This window comes from Rothia sp. QJM3NY_36, from assembly GCF_056173115.1.
Genome location: NZ_CM149658.1, coordinates 1,770,958 through 1,787,036, shown reverse-complemented (window position 1 = coordinate 1,787,036; position 16,079 = coordinate 1,770,958). Strand labels below are relative to the sequence as shown.

The 16,079-nt window shown below is 71.4% G+C and carries 16 protein-coding genes; all 16 read left to right on the top strand.

All coding sequences use genetic code 11. The annotated features are described in order from the left end of the window. Positions 1-27: 27 nt before the first annotated feature. The 16 genes from AC0VXQ_RS07955 (at position 28) to map (ending at position 16,028) form a co-directional block, all read left to right on the top strand. Positions 28-1,755 (top strand): (2,3-dihydroxybenzoyl)adenylate synthase, encoded by a 1,728-nt coding sequence (locus tag AC0VXQ_RS07955; protein WP_058731676.1) that lies wholly within the window; start codon positions 28-30, stop codon positions 1,753-1,755. A 36-nt stretch (positions 1,756-1,791) separates the two neighbouring features. Beyond that, positions 1,792-2,022: a phosphopantetheine-binding protein gene (locus AC0VXQ_RS07950; RefSeq protein ID WP_061225930.1), complete on the top strand. Its 231-nt coding sequence runs from the start codon at positions 1,792-1,794 to the stop codon at positions 2,020-2,022. A gap of 14 nt (positions 2,023-2,036) precedes the next feature. Beyond that, complete coding sequence (locus tag AC0VXQ_RS07945; protein WP_061225931.1) at positions 2,037-6,140, top strand: non-ribosomal peptide synthetase; 4,104 nt, start codon at positions 2,037-2,039, stop codon at positions 6,138-6,140. Positions 6,141-6,308: 168 nt separating this feature from the next. Further along, positions 6,309-8,615, top strand: a complete 2,307-nt coding sequence (locus AC0VXQ_RS07940) for an S-layer homology domain-containing protein (protein WP_475528247.1) — start codon at positions 6,309-6,311, stop codon at positions 8,613-8,615. Positions 8,616-9,006: 391 nt separating this feature from the next. Beyond that, entirely contained in the window at positions 9,007-9,378 is a 372-nt protein-coding gene (rplN, locus tag AC0VXQ_RS07935; protein ID WP_055684567.1) for a 50S ribosomal protein L14, read from the top strand. Positions 9,379-9,381: 3 nt separating this feature from the next. Continuing rightward, positions 9,382-9,717, top strand: a complete 336-nt coding sequence (rplX, locus tag AC0VXQ_RS07930) for a 50S ribosomal protein L24 (RefSeq protein ID WP_058731653.1) — start codon at positions 9,382-9,384, stop codon at positions 9,715-9,717. Next, positions 9,717-10,277 carry a 50S ribosomal protein L5 gene (rplE, locus tag AC0VXQ_RS07925; protein ID WP_055684565.1) on the top strand — a complete coding sequence of 187 codons (561 nt, stop codon included), beginning with the start codon at positions 9,717-9,719 and terminating at the stop codon, positions 10,275-10,277. The genes rplX and rplE overlap by 1 nt, the downstream gene beginning before the upstream one ends. Before the next feature lie 67 nt (positions 10,278-10,344). Next, positions 10,345-10,743, top strand: a complete 399-nt coding sequence (gene rpsH, locus AC0VXQ_RS07920; protein WP_055684564.1) for a 30S ribosomal protein S8 — start codon at positions 10,345-10,347, stop codon at positions 10,741-10,743. 28 nt (positions 10,744-10,771) lie between these two features. Then, on the top strand, positions 10,772-11,308 hold the full coding sequence (rplF, locus tag AC0VXQ_RS07915) for a 50S ribosomal protein L6 (protein WP_055684563.1): 537 nt from the start codon (positions 10,772-10,774) through the stop codon (positions 11,306-11,308). A 3-nt stretch (positions 11,309-11,311) separates the two neighbouring features. Further along, on the top strand, positions 11,312-11,674 hold the full coding sequence (gene rplR, locus AC0VXQ_RS07910) for a 50S ribosomal protein L18 (RefSeq protein ID WP_055684562.1): 363 nt from the start codon (positions 11,312-11,314) through the stop codon (positions 11,672-11,674). Next, on the top strand, positions 11,671-12,381 hold the full coding sequence (rpsE, locus tag AC0VXQ_RS07905; RefSeq protein WP_055684561.1) for a 30S ribosomal protein S5: 711 nt from the start codon (positions 11,671-11,673) through the stop codon (positions 12,379-12,381). The genes rplR and rpsE overlap by 4 nt, the downstream gene beginning before the upstream one ends. Next, positions 12,381-12,590 (top strand): 50S ribosomal protein L30, encoded by a 210-nt coding sequence (gene rpmD, locus AC0VXQ_RS07900; RefSeq protein ID WP_055684560.1) that lies wholly within the window; start codon positions 12,381-12,383, stop codon positions 12,588-12,590. The genes rpsE and rpmD overlap by 1 nt, the downstream gene beginning before the upstream one ends. A 2-nt stretch (positions 12,591-12,592) precedes the next feature. Beyond that, on the top strand, positions 12,593-13,066 hold the full coding sequence (rplO, locus tag AC0VXQ_RS07895) for a 50S ribosomal protein L15 (RefSeq protein ID WP_058731654.1): 474 nt from the start codon (positions 12,593-12,595) through the stop codon (positions 13,064-13,066). Between the two features lie 258 nt (positions 13,067-13,324). Continuing rightward, the gene (gene secY / locus AC0VXQ_RS07890) at positions 13,325-14,635 is read left to right on the top strand and encodes a preprotein translocase subunit SecY (RefSeq protein ID WP_055684558.1); all 1,311 of its coding nucleotides are present in this window, start codon (positions 13,325-13,327) and stop codon (positions 14,633-14,635) included. Further along, on the top strand, positions 14,632-15,201 hold the full coding sequence (locus AC0VXQ_RS07885; protein ID WP_058731646.1) for an adenylate kinase: 570 nt from the start codon (positions 14,632-14,634) through the stop codon (positions 15,199-15,201). The genes secY and AC0VXQ_RS07885 overlap by 4 nt, the downstream gene beginning before the upstream one ends. Next, positions 15,201-16,028 (top strand): type I methionyl aminopeptidase, encoded by an 828-nt coding sequence (gene map / locus AC0VXQ_RS07880; protein ID WP_055684556.1) that lies wholly within the window; start codon positions 15,201-15,203, stop codon positions 16,026-16,028. The genes AC0VXQ_RS07885 and map overlap by 1 nt, the downstream gene beginning before the upstream one ends. The last annotated feature ends 51 nt before the right edge of the window (positions 16,029-16,079 follow it).

Below are 16,079 nucleotides of genomic sequence, written 5' to 3'. Positions count from 1 at the left end.
ACCGACCCCGCAAAGGAGACCGTTTCCGTGAGCACATCCTCCCCGACCAGCACCGGCGCCGCCGGGCGCTCGCCGCTGGCGCCGTTTCCCGCGATCCCGGAGGAGGCCGCCCGCCGCTACCGCGAGGCCGGGCACTGGGTGGATGAGACCTTCCAGCAGTTCCTGCTGTGCAGCATCGACGCGCACCGGGAGAGCCTCGCCGTCGTCGGGCGCACCGCCGACGGCCTGCCCGGCGGATCCAGCCTGGACACGGTGCGCTGGACCTACGGGCAGCTGGAGGAGCAGGCCCTGGCCGCCGCCGCTCGCCTGCGGGAGGCCGGGGTGCGCCCGGGGGACCGGGTGATCCTGCAGCTGCCCAACACGGTGGAGTTCCTGGCGCACATGGTCGGGGCCTTCCTGTACGGGGCCCTGCCGGTGTTCGCGCTGCCCAAGCACCGGGCGGGGGAGCTGGAGCAGTTCGCCGCGCGCACCGACGCCGCCGCGCACGTGGTGGCCCAGGGCGCGGAGAACCACGATTACCGGGCCCTGCACGCCGAGTACGCCGCCCGGCTGGAGGAGCAGGGGCTCATCCCCCCGACGCTGATCGACGTCGCGGACCCGCAGGCGCACGCCCCGACCCCGCTGCGCCGGGAGGAGCTGCCCGAGCCGGTGCGCAACCGCGGGGCGCAGCGGCTGTCCGAGAACGCGGCCTTCCTGCAGCTGTCCGGCGGGACCACCGGGGTCTCCAAGCTCATCCCGCGCACCCACGCCGCCTATCTGTACTCCGTGCGGGAATCCGCCCGGATCTGCGGGCTGGATGCCTCCAGCCGGATGCTCGTGGCCATGCCCGCCGCGCACAACTTCACGATGAGCTCCCCGGGCATCCTCGGCGTCCTGTGGGCCGGGGGCGCGGTGATCCTGGCCGCCGACCCCAGCCCGCAGACGGCCTTCGCGCTGATCGAGCGGGAGCGGGCGGACATCGCCCCGCTGGTCCCGCCGCTGGCCCAGGCCTGGATCGCCTCCGCCAAGCGTCGGGCCCCGGATCTGTCCAGCCTGCGCCTCGTGCAGGTGGGCGGGGCGCGGTTCGCCCCGGCCGCGGCCGCGCAGGTGCGGCCCGTGCTGGGGGCCCGGCTGCAACAGGTCTTCGGGATGGCCGAGGGCCTGGTCAACTACACCCGGGAGGACGACGACGAGCAGCTGGTGCTCACCACCCAGGGGACCCCCATCAGCCCGGACGACGAGGTGCTCATCCTGGACGACGAGGGTCGGCCCGTGCCCGAGGGGCAGCCCGGGCACCTGCTGACCCGCGGTCCCTACACCATCCGCGGGTACTACGGGGAGGAGCACGCCAACCGCACCTCCTTCACCGAGGACGGCTTCTACCGCACCGGGGACATCGTGCGCCGGCACCCCTCCGGGCACCTGGAGGTCACCGGCCGGGCCAAGGACCAGATCAACCGGGCCGGGGAGAAGATCGCGGTGGATGAGCTGGAGGACCTGGCCCTGGACCGCCTGGCCGTGGCCGACGCCGTCGCGGTGGGCATCCCGGACGAGGCCGTGGGCGAGCGGGTGGGTCTGATCCTGGTGCCCCGCCCCGGGCAGGAGCTGGGGGAGGACCCGCGGGCCGCGGTGCGCGCGAGCTTCCGCGAGGCGGGCCTGGCCGAGTTCAAGATCCCGGAGCGGGTGGTGGTCATGGACCGCCTGCCGCTGACCAACGTCGGGAAGATCTCCCGCAAGCAGCTGCGCGCCCACCTGGCCGAGCGCCTGGCCGACTGACGCACCCACCATCCCCATCTGAGGAGGAGCACCACCATGATCGACGACGCCACCCTGCGCACCATCCTGAGCACCCACCTGCCCGAGGCCGACGCCGCCGAGCGGGCCCTGGCCGACCCGGAGGCCAGCCTGTTCGAGCTGGGCTTGGACTCCATCGCGACCTTCGCCCTGCTGGATGACCTGGCCGCGGCCGGGGTGCAGGCGGAGTTCACGGAGCTGATCTCCCGGCCCACCGTGTCCTTCCTGCGCGAGGCCTCCCAGCGCTAGGACCGGATCCGCCGATGACAGCCCCCGAGCACCCCTGGCACCCGATCACCGAGGCCGCCCGCGGCATCTACATGGCCGCGCGCCTGGACCCGGAGAACCCCTGCTACACCACCGCCGAGTGCGTGCAGCTGCCCGCCGCGCCCGACGTCGCCGCCCTGGAGCGGGCCCTGCGCCTGGTGTACGCGGAGAACCCCGGGTTCCGCGTGCGCTGCGCCGAGCGGGACGGGCGGGTGCTGTGGCGGGAGATCCCGCTGGAGCGGTTCCTGGACGGCGTCGAGGTGCTGCGCCCGGTGACCCTCCCGGCCCCCGAGGCCGCGGGGGATCAGACGGACGGGGAGCGGGAGGAGGCGATCCGCGAGACGGTGCTGGCCTGGTGCTCCGAGCAGCTGCGGCACCCCCTGGAGGCGCTGTCCGGGCAGACCGTGCGCAGCGCCCTGATCGAGTGCGGAGGCCGGTTCTTCCTGCTGCACTGCTTCCACCACCTCGTCGCCGACGGCTTCGCGGCCTTCGACGCCCTGCGCCGGCTGGGCCGGGTCTACGGGCAGATCCTGAACGGGCAGGACCCGGTCCCGTCGCAGCGCCCGGGCCTGGCCGAGCTGGCCGCCCAGGACGCCGACGACGTCCCGGTGCGCGCCGAGCACGCCGAGGCCTTCCAGCCGCTGCTGCAGGAGCTGGAGCAGGGGGAGGATCACTCCCTGGCCGGACGCGCCGCGGACGCCCCGGCGGTGGCCCACCGGGCCCGCCGGGAGCTGGACCCGGCACTGCAGGAGGCGCTGCTGGGGGCGGGGAAGGCCGCCGGGACCGGGTGGCCCGCGGCCGTCGTCGCGGCGGCCGGATCCTACCTGACCCGGGTGCTCGGCCTGTCCAGCGCCCGCTACGGGGTCCCGCAGATGAACCGCGTGCTGCCCGGCGGGCCCCGGATGGCCGCGCGCACCGGGTGCACGGCGGCGAACCTGCTGCCGGTGGCCGTGTCCGCCGGCGGGAGCCCGGCAGCGCAGCTGGGGGAGGTGACCGCTCAGCTGGCCCGCAACCAGGCCCATGGGCTGGTGCGCCAGGAGGAGCTGGAGCGGCAGGCCCGGCGCCGCGGGGCCCGGCTGTTCGGTGCGCAGCTGAACGTCGTCCCCTTCGACGCCGTCCTGCCCTTCGGGCAGGGCACGGCGCGCGTGCACAACGTCAGCGCGGGGCCGGTCCCGGACCTGACGGTGACCGTGCGGGGGATGCCCGGGCGCGGGCACCCGATCAGCCTGGAGCTGGACGCCAACCCCGCCCTGTACGGCCGTGAGCAGGCCGAGGCCCACGCCGAGCGCCTGGTGCACTGGGTGGGCGCGTGGGGGCGGGCGGCCGTTGACGGGACTGACGTCGACGAGCTGGAGCAGGCCACCCCGGCGGAGCTAGCCCGGCTGGACGAGCTGGCGGAGACCCGGGTGCCGCGGCGCTCCGGAACCCTGTGGGAGGGCTTCGCGGCCGCCGTGGCCGAGCACCCTGAGGAGACCGCCGTGATCGAGGGCCCGGCCTACCCGGGCCCCGGGGAGGGGTTCCGCGGTCGGCGCCTGACCTACGCCGAGCTGGCCGAGGCCGCGCGCACCCGCGCCGCGGCCCTGGCGAGCCTGGGCGTGGCCCCCGGGGACCCGGTGGCCCTGCGCACCCACCGCGGCCTGGACCAGTACGTCAGCGTGTACGCCCTGCTCGCGGCGGGTGCGGTCTATCTGCCGGTGGACCCGCAGCTGCCGGCCGAACGGGTCGCCGGGATGCTCGCCGACGCAGGCTGCCCCTGGCTGCTGGAGGGCCCGGGCCTGGACCCGTTGGAGCTGGGTTCCTCGGCCACCGAGCACCCGGTGACCGAGCACCCGGTGACCGCGCTGACCGCTGCGGACCTGGCCCGGGCCGAGGAGCGGGTGTGCGCTGAGCAGGCCGCATCCGCAGGCCTCGAGGACCCGCTGCCCGGCACCCGGCGCGCCCCGGAGGACCTCGCCTATATCCTGTTCACCTCCGGGTCCACCGGGCGTCCCAAGGGCGTGCCCATCACCCACGCAGGGATCGACAACCGGCTGGCCTGGCAGCAGCACCTGGCTCCCGTGGGTCCGGGGGACCGGGTGGCGCACAAGACGGCCGTCTCCTTCGACGTGCACGTGTGGGAGCTGTACTGGCCGCTGCGACACGGGGCCGGCGTCGTCGTGGCGGCCCCCGAGGGGCATAAGGACCCGGAGCACCTGGCCCGGCTGATCACCGAGGCCCGGGTGGACTGCCTGCACTTCGTGCCCACGATGCTCTCGGCGTTCCTGGCTTCCCCGGGGGCGGCCCGGACGCTCGCGGCCGGGGCGCACCGGCCGCGCACCGTGGTGTGCAGCGGGGAGGCCCTGACCCGGGAGCAGGTGGCCGGGTGCCGCCGGATGCTCGGCACCGGGCCGCTGAACCTCTACGGCCCCACGGAGGCCGCCGTGGACGTCACCGCCTGGGCCACCGAGGAGCACCCGGAGGAGCCCGTGGTGCCCATCGGCCGGCCCGCCTGGAACACCGGGGTGCACGTCCTGGACGCGAGCGGGCACCGCTGCCCGGTCGGGGTCGTGGGGCACCTGTGCCTGTCGGGGGTGCAGGTCACTCCCGGATACCTGCACCGCCCCGAGGCCGACGCCGCCGCGTTCCGGCACCTGCCGGCCGGACGGCTCGGGGACGAGGGCCCGGAGCGGGTGCGGGTCTACCGCACGGGGGATCTGGCCCGGTGGCGCCCGGACGGGGCCCTGGAGTACCGGGGACGCACGGACCACCAGGTCAAGATCGGCGGGCAGCGCCTGGAGCTGGGCGAGGTGGAGACCGTGCTGGCCGCGGTGCCCGGGGTGAGCGCCGCCGTCGCCCTGGTGCGCCGGATCGGGGCGCAGGAGGTGCTCGTCGGCTTCCTGGAGGCCGCAGCGGAGGAGGACCGGATCGTGCAGCGGGCCCGGGACCACGCCGAACGGCACCTGCCCGGGTACATGGTGCCCACGGTCTGGCAGGTGCTGCAGCGCCTGCCGATCACCGCCAACGGCAAGGCGGACCGCCGGGCGCTGGCCGAACGGGAGATCACCGAGGCCCCGGGGCAGGACGGCGCCCCAGGACGGGAGGGCGGCCCGGCCACCTGGCGGGAGGCGGTCCTGGGAGAGCTGTTCGGGCAGGTGCTCGAGCGCGAGCCGCTGGGGCCCGGCGCGGACTTCTTCGCGGCCGGGGGCGCGTCCCTGACCGCGCTGGAGCTGGTGGCCCGGATCGACGAGCGGCTGGGCCTGCCCTGCTCCCTGGCGCAGATCTTCGCCCACCCGACCCCGGCCGCACTGTCCGCGGCCCTGGGGGAGGAATCGGGCGCCGGTCTCGGGGCGGATCTGGCGCCGACGCTGCTGCTGCGCCGCGGCTCGGACCCTGCCGCAGCACCCCTGGTGCTGCTGCCCCCGGCCGGGGGTCTCGGCTGGTGCTACGCGGGGCTGCTGCCCGCCCTGGGCCCGGCCCGCACCGTGTGGACGCTGCAGGCCCCGCAGTTCACCGACCCGCAGGCTCCGGAGCCTGCGGACCTGGAGGAGCTGGCCCCCCAGCAGCTGCCGCTGCTGCGCGAGATCGCCCCCGACGGCGCGGATCTGGCCGGATGGTCCGTCGGCGGAATGGCCGCGGTGCACCTGGCGGGCCTGGCCGAACGGGAGGGTGGCCCGCGAATCGGTGCGGTGGGGCTGCTGGACGCCTACCCGCCGTCGTACTGGCGGTCCCTGCCCGCACCGGGCCCGGGGGAGCTGTGGCGGGCCCTGATGCGCATGGGCGGGGTGGAACCGCAGGCCCCGCCGCGAAACCTGGAGGAGACCCTGGCGGCTCTGCGCGAGCACGGCTCGCCCCTGGCGGCCCTGGACGACGCCGCCCTGCGCACCAGCATCGCGGCGGTGCGCCGGGCCATGGCCCACACCCGCGGGGCGGACCCGGCCCCGGTGCGCGCCCGGCTGCTGCACGTCGGGGCCGAGCGGACCCTGGGCGAAGGGGCCCCGGCGCAGGCCTGGGCCCGCACCGGGGCGCTGGAGCGTCAGACCGTGCCCGGGGATCACGCCGCGGTCATCCGGGGCGCGGGCGCCCGGGCCCTGGCCTCGATGCTGGGCGACGGGCGGGGCTGAGCCCGGCGCGTCGATCCCGATCGGCCACGGCATTGGCGCACGGCGCACTGAGGCGTAAGCTCTATCTCAGCCCACCTTTAGGAAATGCTAAGCTGTGTGTCCTGTGATGCGCGGCTGTCCACCTCGCACCGTCCCCGCCCACGGCGGGGACCCGATGAATGAGGAAAGATGACGATCTCCTGCCAGCGCCCCCGGCGCCGTCTGAAGAACCTGGCCGTGGGAGCCACCGCCGCCTCCCTGCTGGCCTCCGCCCTGATGGTCCCGGCCCAGGCCGCCCCGGCCGAGAGCGCCGCCTCGAGCGCCCGCAGCGTCGAAGTCTCGGCCCAGCAGACCCAGGGCCTGCCCGGTCAGTACCAGATGGCCTACTCCCAGAAGAACGACAAGCTGTGGGTCACCGGCTCCTCCGGGCGTCCCCCGATCGAGACCGCCACCATCGCCCGGGTGAAACCCTCGACGATGAAGATCGAGGCCAACGCCGCGATGCCCACGCTGCGCACCGGCACCGGCCAGAACGCCGGCTACCAGTACAACGGCGCCTACGGGATCGCCGCGGACGATGCGAACAACACCGTCTGGGTCACCAACACCCGCTCCAGTGCGGTATCCGTGTTCGACCAGACCACCCTGAAGCAGATCTGGACCTCCTACGACCCGGCGGCCTCCGAGCAGGTCGTGGACCACCCGCGCGAGGTCAAGATCGACGACGCCACTGGCCGCGCCTTCGTCACCGACGGGAAGGGCGTCGTCGCCTTCGACCTGACCACCCACGAGGCCCAGCGCATCGACGTCGGCGAGGGCGCCGGCACCGGGATGAACTCCTTCCTGGACGAGGAGGCCGGGCGCCTGTACACCCCGGACATCTCCCGCGGCGTCGTCAGCGTGATCGACACCAAGACCCTCAAGGTCGTGCAGACCATCACCGTGCACGCGGACGACTCCTCCGCGGGCCTGTCCCCGTCGGACGTGACGGTGGACAAGTCCCTGAACGAGATCTACGTCTCCAGCCAGGGCAAGGGCGGCAAGAACTCCGGGGTCACGGTCTACGACCTGACCACCGGTGAGTACAAGAAGTCCATCCCCTTCGGGACCCAGGCCCTGGCCATCGACAACGATGAGGCCCGTGACCTGGTCTACGTCACCGACTTCGGCAAGGGCGAGGTCGGGGTGATCGACGCCCGCACCGGCAAGGTCGTCAGCTCCGTGGACACCGGCTCCCGGGCGACCAACGACGTCCTGGTCACCCCCGAGGGGGCCTTCGCGGTGGACAAGGCCGGCGCCTACGCCAACCAGTCCGTGCCGTTCACCCTGGACTTCACCAGCGGCACCACCCGCACCTCCAACACCGAGCAGAAGGGCTACGGCGCCCAGCTGAGCCCCATCAACGCGGACACCCTCTACAAGATCGACACCAAGGTCACCGAGACCTCCCCGGAGTCGGAGGCTCCCGCGGAGGAGCAGACTGTGAAGGCCTCCGACGGCACGGCGACGGTGACCTCGGTGAAGACGGTCCGTGAGGGCGCTGAGGTGACGGTGACCGGCACCGGGTGGAAGGCCCAGGACGGTTCGGGCTCGAATGTGAGTGTGAAGCTGGATAAGGGCAAGACCACCATCGGTGGTGATGCCGTGGTGGCCACGGTGGACGCGAGCGCCCAGGGCGAGTTCTCCGCGACCTTCCCGTTCCCGGGATCCGGGAACTCGAATGCCGCCTGGACGGTGGGCTCGACCCACACGATCCACGTGCTCTCCGGGTCCGGCAAGGAGGGGGATGTGGCCCGCAACGCGGTGCTCACCGTCGGCGTCGCCGCTGCCCCCGCCTCCGCCGACGAGGCCTCCGAGGTCTCGCAGGTCTCCCCGCAGGCCACCGCCTTCCAGGGTTACCCGGCGGCCACGAAGACCACGGACAAGGTCCTCACGGACCGGGACTTCAAGGACGTCACCGACTCCACGATCTTCGCCAAGGAGATCCGCTCGATCGCCAACAAGGGCATCACCGAGGGCTGGGACGACAACACCTACCGCCCCTGGGCCAACATCGAGCGCGGGCAGATGGCCGCCTACATCTACCGGATGGCCGGTTCCCCGTCCTACACGGCGCCGGCCACCCCGCAGTTCACCGACGTCAGCAAGGACGACCCCTTCTACAAGGAGATCTCCTGGCTGCACGCCACCGGCATCGCCCAGGGCTGGAGCGACGGCACGTTCCGTCCGAACGCCAAGGTCGAGCGCGGGGCTATGGCCGCGTTCTTCTACCGTGCCGCGGGCTCCCCGCAGTACCGGGCCGGGAACCCCGCCTTCTCGGATGTGCAGCGCGGGGAGACCTTCTACAAGGAGATCGCCTGGCTGCAGGACAGCGGCATCACCAAGGGCTACGATGACGGCACCTTCCGTCCCTGGACCGCGATCAAGCGGGACCAGATGGCGGCCTTTGTGGACCGCTTCTCCGGACGGTACAAGGTGACCGTCTCCGCGCAGTGATCTGACCCGCCCCGTCGGCGCCCCCGCCCGTCGTCCCCGCGACGCGGCGGGGGCGCCGTCGCGTGCGCTGTGGTATGGTTGTGTATTCGTGCGGCCTTCGTGACCGCACACCACCACGGATCCTTCGTGCCAGTGCATAATGCCGCTGAGACGGGCGCATTCGCCCGAGACCTCGGGCGGGTCCAGATGCTCCTGGCATGGGGGATCCCAGGCGCGACCGCCAACCCCGCAGCTGTCCGCTTCCCAGCGGACGGGCCGCGGAGACCGGCGCGTCACCTCATCCCGACCAAAGTGTTCCGCAAGGCCCACGGCGCGTCGGCCGGCCCTGCCGCCCTCACGAAGGGCGCATCCGGCGGCGGCGTGAGAACCGGCGAGACGACAGGAGTATTCAGTGATTCAGCAGGAGTCACGGCTCAAGGTCGCCGACAACACGGGTGCGAAGGAAATCCTGACCATCCGCGTTCTCGGCGGCTCCGGCCGTCGCTACGCAGGCATCGGCGACATCATCGTCGCCACCGTCAAGGACGCGATCCCTGGCGGCAACGTGAAGAAGGGCGACGTCGTCAAGGCCGTCGTCGTCCGCACCCGCAAGGAGACCCGTCGCCCGGACGGCTCCTACATCAAGTTCGACGAGAACTCGGCGGTGATCCTCAAGAACACCGACGGCGACCCCCGCGGCACCCGCATCTTCGGGCCCGTCGGGCGCGAGCTGCGCGACAAGAAGTTCATGAAGATCATCTCGCTGGCCCCGGAGGTGCTGTAACTCATGGCGAAGATCAAGAGCGGCGACCTCGTTCAGGTCATCTCCGGCGCGGACAAGGGCAAGCAGGGCAAGGTCCTGCACGTGTTCCCCTCCACCCAGCGCGTGCTGGTGGAGAACGTCCGGGTCATCACCAAGCACACCAAGGCCAACCCGACCACCGGTGAGGGCGGCGGCATCGTCAAGACCGAGGCCCCGATCCACATCTCCAACGTCGCGATCGTCGACCCGGAGACCGGCAAGCCCACCCGCGTCGGGTTCCGCGAAGAGACCGTCGAGCGCGACGGACGCCAGCGCACCGTGCGCGTGCGCGTGTCCAAGAGCTCGGGGAAGGATCTGTGATGACTGAGACCAAGACCACCCCCCGCTTCAAGGCCAAGTTCAACGACGAGGTCGTGCCCGCGCTGCAGGAGCAGTTCGGCTACGCCAACCCGATGCAGTCCCCGCGGCTGGTCAAGGTCGTCGTGAACATGGGCGTGGGCGAGGCCGCCCGCGACTCCAAGCTCATCGACTCGGCCGTGCGCGACCTGACCCTCATCACCGGTCAGAAGCCGCAGGTGTCCAAGGCCAAGAAGTCCATCGCCCAGTTCAAGCTGCGCGAGGGCCAGCCCATCGGCTGCCACGTGACCCTGCGCGGTGACCGCATGTGGGAGTTCCTGGACCGCCTCGTGACCCTGGCGCTGCCGCGCATCCGCGACTTCCGCGGACTGTCCGACCGCCAGTTCGACGGCAACGGCAACTACACCTTCGGGCTGACCGAGCAGTCGATGTTCCACGAGATCGACCAGGACTCGATCGACCGCGTGCGCGGCATGGACATCACCGTGGTGACCACCGCCCGCACCGACGACGAGGGCCGCGCCGTGCTCAAGGCGCTCGGCTTCCCGTTCAAGACCAACTAACGACTACGTTTCAGGTCCCCCGCCCGCGGGCGGGAGGAAACCGTCACGAGGAAGGGCCAGAGCCCACATGACCATGACAGATCCTGTCGCAGACATGCTCACGCGCCTGCGCAACGCCAACACGGCGCACCACGACTCCGTGTCGATGCCGTTCTCCAAGCTCAAGGGCCGGATCGCCGAGATCCTCAAGTCCGAGGGCTACATCAAGGACTGGCACGAAGAGGAGGCCCAGGTCGGCAAGACGCTGACCCTGGACCTGAAGTTCGGCCAGAACCGCGAGTCCTCCATCGCCGGGGTGCGCCGCATCTCCAAGCCGGGCCTGCGCGTGTACGCCAAGTCCACCAACCTGCCCCAGGTGCTGGGCGGGCTCGGCATCGCCATCCTGTCCACCTCCTCCGGTCTGCTCACTGACAAGCAGGCCGCTGCCAAGGGCGTCGGCGGGGAAGTCCTCGCCTACGTCTGGTAGTCGGTACATAGAGAAAGGAAGAGATCTTATGTCACGTATCGGACGTCTCCCCATCTCGGTGCCGGCTGGTGTCGAGGTGACCATCGACGGTTCGCGCGTCGCGGTCAAGGGATCCAAGGGGGAGCTCTCCCGCACGATCTCCGCGCCGATCACCGTCTCCCAGGACGACGGCGTCATCACCGTCTCCCGTCCGGACGACGAGCGGGTCTCCCGCTCGCTGCACGGGCTGTCCCGCACCCTGATCTCCAACATGATCCAGGGTGTCTCCGAGGGCTACTCCAAGAAGCTCGAGATCGTCGGCACGGGCTACCGTGTGATGGCCAAGGGCACCGACCTGGAGTTCGCGCTGGGCTACTCCCACCCCATCACGGTGAAGGCCCCCGAGGGCATCACCTTCGCGGTGGAGGGCAACAACAAGCTCACCGTCTCGGGCATCGACAAGCAGCAGGTCGGCCAGGTGGCCGCCAACATCCGCGGCCTGCGGGCCCCGGACCCCTACAAGGGCAAGGGCATCCGCTACGCCGGCGAGCAGATCCGCCGCAAGGTCGGAAAGGCTGGTAAGTAATCCATGGCTAACAAGACGAAGTTCGCTGCTCGCACGCGTCGTCACCAGCGCGTGCGCAAGCACGTGTCCGGGACCCCGGCCCGCCCGCGGCTGTCGGTGTTCCGCTCGACCCAGCACATGTTCGTGCAGGTCATCGACGACACCAAGGGGCACACCATCGCCTCCGCCTCCACCCTGGAGGCCGAGCTGCGCAACGCAACCGAGATGGACAAGACCGCCAAGGCCCGCCGCGTCGGCGAGCTGGTCGCCGAGCGCGCCAAGGCCGCCGGCATCGAGTCCGTCGTCTTCGATCGGGGCGGCAACAAGTACCACGGCCGCGTGGCCGCGGTGGCCGACGGCGCCCGGGAAGGTGGGCTGGCACTGTGAGCGAGCAGACCACGAACGAGAAGGAAACCCAGGTGGCAGACAACACCGCTGCACCCGAGAGCACCGAGGCCCAGAACAACGGCGCCCAGCAGCGCGACGACCGCCGCGGCGGTCGCGGTGAGCGCGGCGGCCGGGGTCGCAACGACCGCGGCGGACGCAACGACCGCGGCCGCGGCGGGCGCGATGAGGACAAGGACAAGTTCCTCGAGCGCGTCGTGAGCATCAACCGCGTGTCCAAGGTCGTCAAGGGCGGTCGGCGCTTCAGCTTCACCGCGCTGGTCGTCGTCGGCGACGGCAACGGCATGGTCGGCGTCGGCTACGGCAAGGCCAAGGAGGTGCCCTCCGCGATCTCCAAGGGCGTGGAGGAGGCCAAGAAGAACTTCTTCCGCGTCCCCCGCGTCGAGGACCGCACCATCCCGCACCGCGTGCAGGGTGAGGCCGCGGCCGGCGTGGTCATGCTGCGTCCGGCCACCGCCGGTACCGGTGTGATCGCCGGCGGTCCGGTGCGCGCCGTGCTCGAGTGCGCCGGGATCCACGACGTCCTGTCGAAGTCCCTGGGCTCCTCGAACCAGATCAACATCGTCCACGCGACCGTCGAGGCGCTGAAGCAGCTGGAGGAGCCCGTCGCGGTGGCAGCCCGTCGCGGCCTGCCCAACGACGAGGTCATCCCCAGCTACCTGCGTCGCAGCGAAAAGGCAGGTGCGTAATGACCGGCAAGCGGATTCAGCCCAGCGACGCGAAGCTGGAGATCACGCAGATCAAGTCCTACGTTGGCCAGAAGCAGAACATGCGCGACACCCTGCGCTCCCTGGGCCTGAAGCGCCCGGGCAACACCGTGACCCGCACCGCGGATCCGGTGACCTGCGGCATGGTCAACACCGTCGCTCACCTCGTGAAGGTTGAGGAGGTCAAGTAACCATGGCAGAGACCAACGAAGAGCGCCAGGGCGCCATCAAGCTGCACGACCTGCGGCCGGCCCCCGGTGCGCACAAGGCCAAGACCCGCGTGGGTCGCGGCGAGGCGTCCAAGGGCAAGACCGCCGGGCGCGGCACCAAGGGCACCAAGGCCCGCAACCAGGTCAAGGCCGGCTTCGAGGGCGGGCAGCTGCCGCTGCACATGCGCCTGCCGAAGCTGCGCGGGTTCAAGAACCCGTTCCGGGTGGAGTACCAGGTCGTGAACCTGGACCGCATCTCGGAGCTGTACCCGGAGGGCGGTGAGGTGACCGTGGAGTCCCTCGTCGCCAAGGGCGCGGTGCGCAAGAACCAGCCCGTGAAGGTCCTGGGCCAGGGTGAGCTGACCGTGAAGGTCGACGTCACCGTGGACAAGTTCTCCGCCTCCGCGGCGCAGAAGATCCAGGCCGCCGGCGGCACCGCCACCGCGACCGCCCAGTAGTCGAGGGGGTCCCGGCGCCCTCGGCGTCGGACCCTCCTCGATCAGGCCAGGCCCCTCTCCCGGAGAGCGATCTTTCCGGGGGAGGGGCCTGCGCCGTTCCCCCGTACCCGTCCCGGCCCCGCCCGGCGACCCCGGGTAGAGTGTCCTAGACTGGCCCGGGGAGATCCCGCCGTCTGTCGACGGCGCCCGCCCGCCCCGACGGTGCGCGGGGCCCGCGGCGTCATCCCCGCCACCCCATCTTCTGCCACAGGAGGCCATGTGCTCAGCGCTTTCGGACGGGCGTTCAAGACCCCGGACCTGCGACGCAAGCTGCTGTTCACCCTCGCGATGATCGTCATCTACCGCGTGGGCACGTTCATCCCCGCCCCGGGGGTCAGCTACGGCAACGTCCAGCAGTGCCTGGCCCTGGGCGGCACCACCGGCGGCATCTACGACATGGTCAACCTGTTCAGCGGCGGCGCGTTGCTGCAGCTGTCCATCTTCGCCCTGGGTGTGATGCCCTACATCACCGCCTCGATCATCGTGCAGCTGCTGCGCGTGGTCATCCCGCGCTTCCAGGAGCTGCACCAGGAGGGCGGACAGGGCCAGCAGAAGCTCACCCAGTACACCCGCTACCTGACCCTGGCGCTGGCGGCCCTGAACGCCACGACCATCATCTCCCTGGCCCGCTCCGGCTCCCTGCTGGGCAGCTGCCCGCTGCCGATCATCCCCGATGACTCGATCCTCATGGTCATCATCCTGATCATCACCCTGACCGCGGGCACCGGCATCATCATGTGGATGGGCGAGCAGATCACGGAGAAGGGCGTCGGCAACGGCATGTCCCTGCTGATCTTCACCTCGATCGCCGCCTCCTTCCCGACCGCCCTGGGCAACATCTTCAAGGAGCAGGGCGGCTGGGTGTTCTCCCTGATCCTGCTGGTGGGCCTCGTGGTGATCGTCGCCGTCGTGTTCGTCGAGCAGTCCCAGCGGCGCATCCCCGTGCAGTACGCCAAGCGCATGATCGGGCGGCGCACGATCGGGGGGACCTCCACCTACATCCCGCTGAAGGTCAACATGGCCGGCGTGATCCCGGTGATCTTCGCCTCCTCCCTGCTCATGGTGCCCGGGCTGATCGCGAACTTCGCGACGCCGAAGGACGGCACGGCCCCGCCGGAGTGGGTCAACTGGATCAACTCCTACCTGGTGCGCGGGGACCATCCGCTGTACATGGCCGTGTACTTTCTGCTGATCATCGCCTTCGCGTACTTCTACGCCTCGATCACCTTCAACCCGCAGGAGGTCTCGGACAACATGAAGCGCTACGGCGGCTTCATCCCGGGCATCCGCGCGGGTCGACCCACCGAGCGCTACCTGGCCTACGTGCTCAACCGCATCACCCTGCCGGGCTCGCTGTACCTGGGGATCATCGCGATGATCCCGCTGGTCGCGCTCGTGCTGGTCAACGCCAACCAGAACTTCCCGTTCGGCGGCACCTCGCTGCTGATCGTGGTCGGCGTCGGTCTGGACACCATCAAGCAGATCGACGCCCAGCTGCAACAACGACACTACGAAGGACTGCTGCGATGAACCGCCTGCTGATCATCGGTCCCCCCGGGGCCGGTAAGGGGACCCAGGCCGCCCGGATCGCCGAGGAGCTCGGCATCCCCGCGATCTCCACCGGGGACATCTTCCGCAAGAACATCTCGGAGCAGACCGAGCTGGGCCGGGAGGCGAAGTCCTACATCGACGCCGGCAACCTCGTCCCGGACGAGGTCACCAACCGCATGGTGCGCGACCGCCTGGGCCAGGACGACGCCCGGGGCGGCTTCCTGCTGGACGGCTACCCGCGCAACACCGCGCAGGTGCAGGAGCTGGACGCGATCCTGGAGGAGCTCGGCCAGTCCCTGGACCGGGTCCTGCTGCTGACCGCCGAGGATGACGAGCTGGTCCAGCGTCTGCTGGGCCGGGCCGCCGAGCAGGGCCGCAGCGACGACACCGAGGAGGTCATCCGCCACCGCCTGGAGGTCTACCGCGCCGAGACCGCCCCGATCATCGGGCTCTACGAGCAGCGGGGCCTGGTGGCCCGCGTGGACGGCCTGGGCACGGTCCAGGAGGTCGCCGAGCGCCTGCTGGCCGCGCTGGGCCGGTCCTGATGTTCGGACGCCGGAGGATCGAGTACAAGACCGACGCGCAGCTGCGCACCATGGCCCGCGCCGGGGTCGTGACCTCGCGGGCGCTGGACGCGGCCGTGGCCGCCGCGGCCCCGGGGGTGTCCACCGCGGACCTGGACGCCGTCTTCCGCGAGGTGCTCGCCGAGCACGGGGCGACGTCGAACTTCCTGGGCTACTACGACTACCCGGCGACCATCTGCGCCTCCCCGAACGAGATCGTGGTCCACGGCATCCCGGGCCCGCGGGCCCTGGGGGAGGCCGACATCATCTCGATCGACGGCGGGGCCATCGTGGAGGGCTGGCATGGGGACTCCGCGCGCACCGTGCTGATGCCCCGAGCCGGTTCCGAGGATCGGGAGCTGTCCGAGATCACCCGAGAAGCCATGTGGCACGGCATCGCCGCGGCGGCCTCGGCCCAGCGGGTCGGGGAGATCGGGGCGGCGATCGAGGACTTCGTGCGCGCCGAGTCCGGCGGGACCTACGGCATCATCGAGGACTACGTGGGCCACGGCATCGGCTCGGCCATGCACATGGCCCCGGACGTGCCCAACTACCGCACCCGTGAGGCGGGTCCCAGGATCAAGCCGGGCATGGCCCTGGCCATCGAGCCCATGCTCGTGACAGGATCGACGCAGACCGAGGTCCTCGAGGACGACTGGACGGTCGTGACCCTGGACGGCTCGCACTCCAGCCAGTGGGAGCACTCGGTGGCCTTCCACCGGGACGGGATCTGGGTCCTGACCGCCGAGGACGGCGGCGCCGAGGAGCTCGCGCGCCGAGGCGTGCGGGTGGCGCCGATCCCGCAGTAGCCGCGGGCCCGCACCGGAACCACGCACACCACCACAGATCAAGGGGCACCC

Excerpts from the sequence above, each read along its gene's own strand:
- AC0VXQ_RS07950 (WP_061225930.1), top strand. The coding sequence starts at position 1,792 with ATGATCGACGACGCCACCCTGCGCACCATCCTGAGCACCCACCTGCCC.
- AC0VXQ_RS07945 (WP_061225931.1), top strand. The coding sequence starts at position 2,037 with ATGACAGCCCCCGAGCACCCCTGGCACCCGATCACCGAGGCCGCCCGC.
- AC0VXQ_RS07940 (WP_475528247.1), top strand. The coding sequence starts at position 6,309 with ATGACGATCTCCTGCCAGCGCCCCCGGCGCCGTCTGAAGAACCTGGCC.
- rplX (WP_058731653.1), top strand. The coding sequence starts at position 9,382 with ATGGCGAAGATCAAGAGCGGCGACCTCGTTCAGGTCATCTCCGGCGCG.
- rplE (WP_055684565.1), top strand. The coding sequence starts at position 9,717 with ATGACTGAGACCAAGACCACCCCCCGCTTCAAGGCCAAGTTCAACGAC.
- rpsH (WP_055684564.1), top strand. The coding sequence starts at position 10,345 with ATGACCATGACAGATCCTGTCGCAGACATGCTCACGCGCCTGCGCAAC.
- rplF (WP_055684563.1), top strand. The coding sequence starts at position 10,772 with ATGTCACGTATCGGACGTCTCCCCATCTCGGTGCCGGCTGGTGTCGAG.
- rplR (WP_055684562.1), top strand. The coding sequence starts at position 11,312 with ATGGCTAACAAGACGAAGTTCGCTGCTCGCACGCGTCGTCACCAGCGC.
- rpmD (WP_055684560.1), top strand. The coding sequence starts at position 12,381 with ATGACCGGCAAGCGGATTCAGCCCAGCGACGCGAAGCTGGAGATCACG.
- rplO (WP_058731654.1), top strand. The coding sequence starts at position 12,593 with ATGGCAGAGACCAACGAAGAGCGCCAGGGCGCCATCAAGCTGCACGAC.
- AC0VXQ_RS07885 (WP_058731646.1), top strand. The coding sequence starts at position 14,632 with ATGAACCGCCTGCTGATCATCGGTCCCCCCGGGGCCGGTAAGGGGACC.
- map (WP_055684556.1), top strand. The coding sequence starts at position 15,201 with ATGTTCGGACGCCGGAGGATCGAGTACAAGACCGACGCGCAGCTGCGC.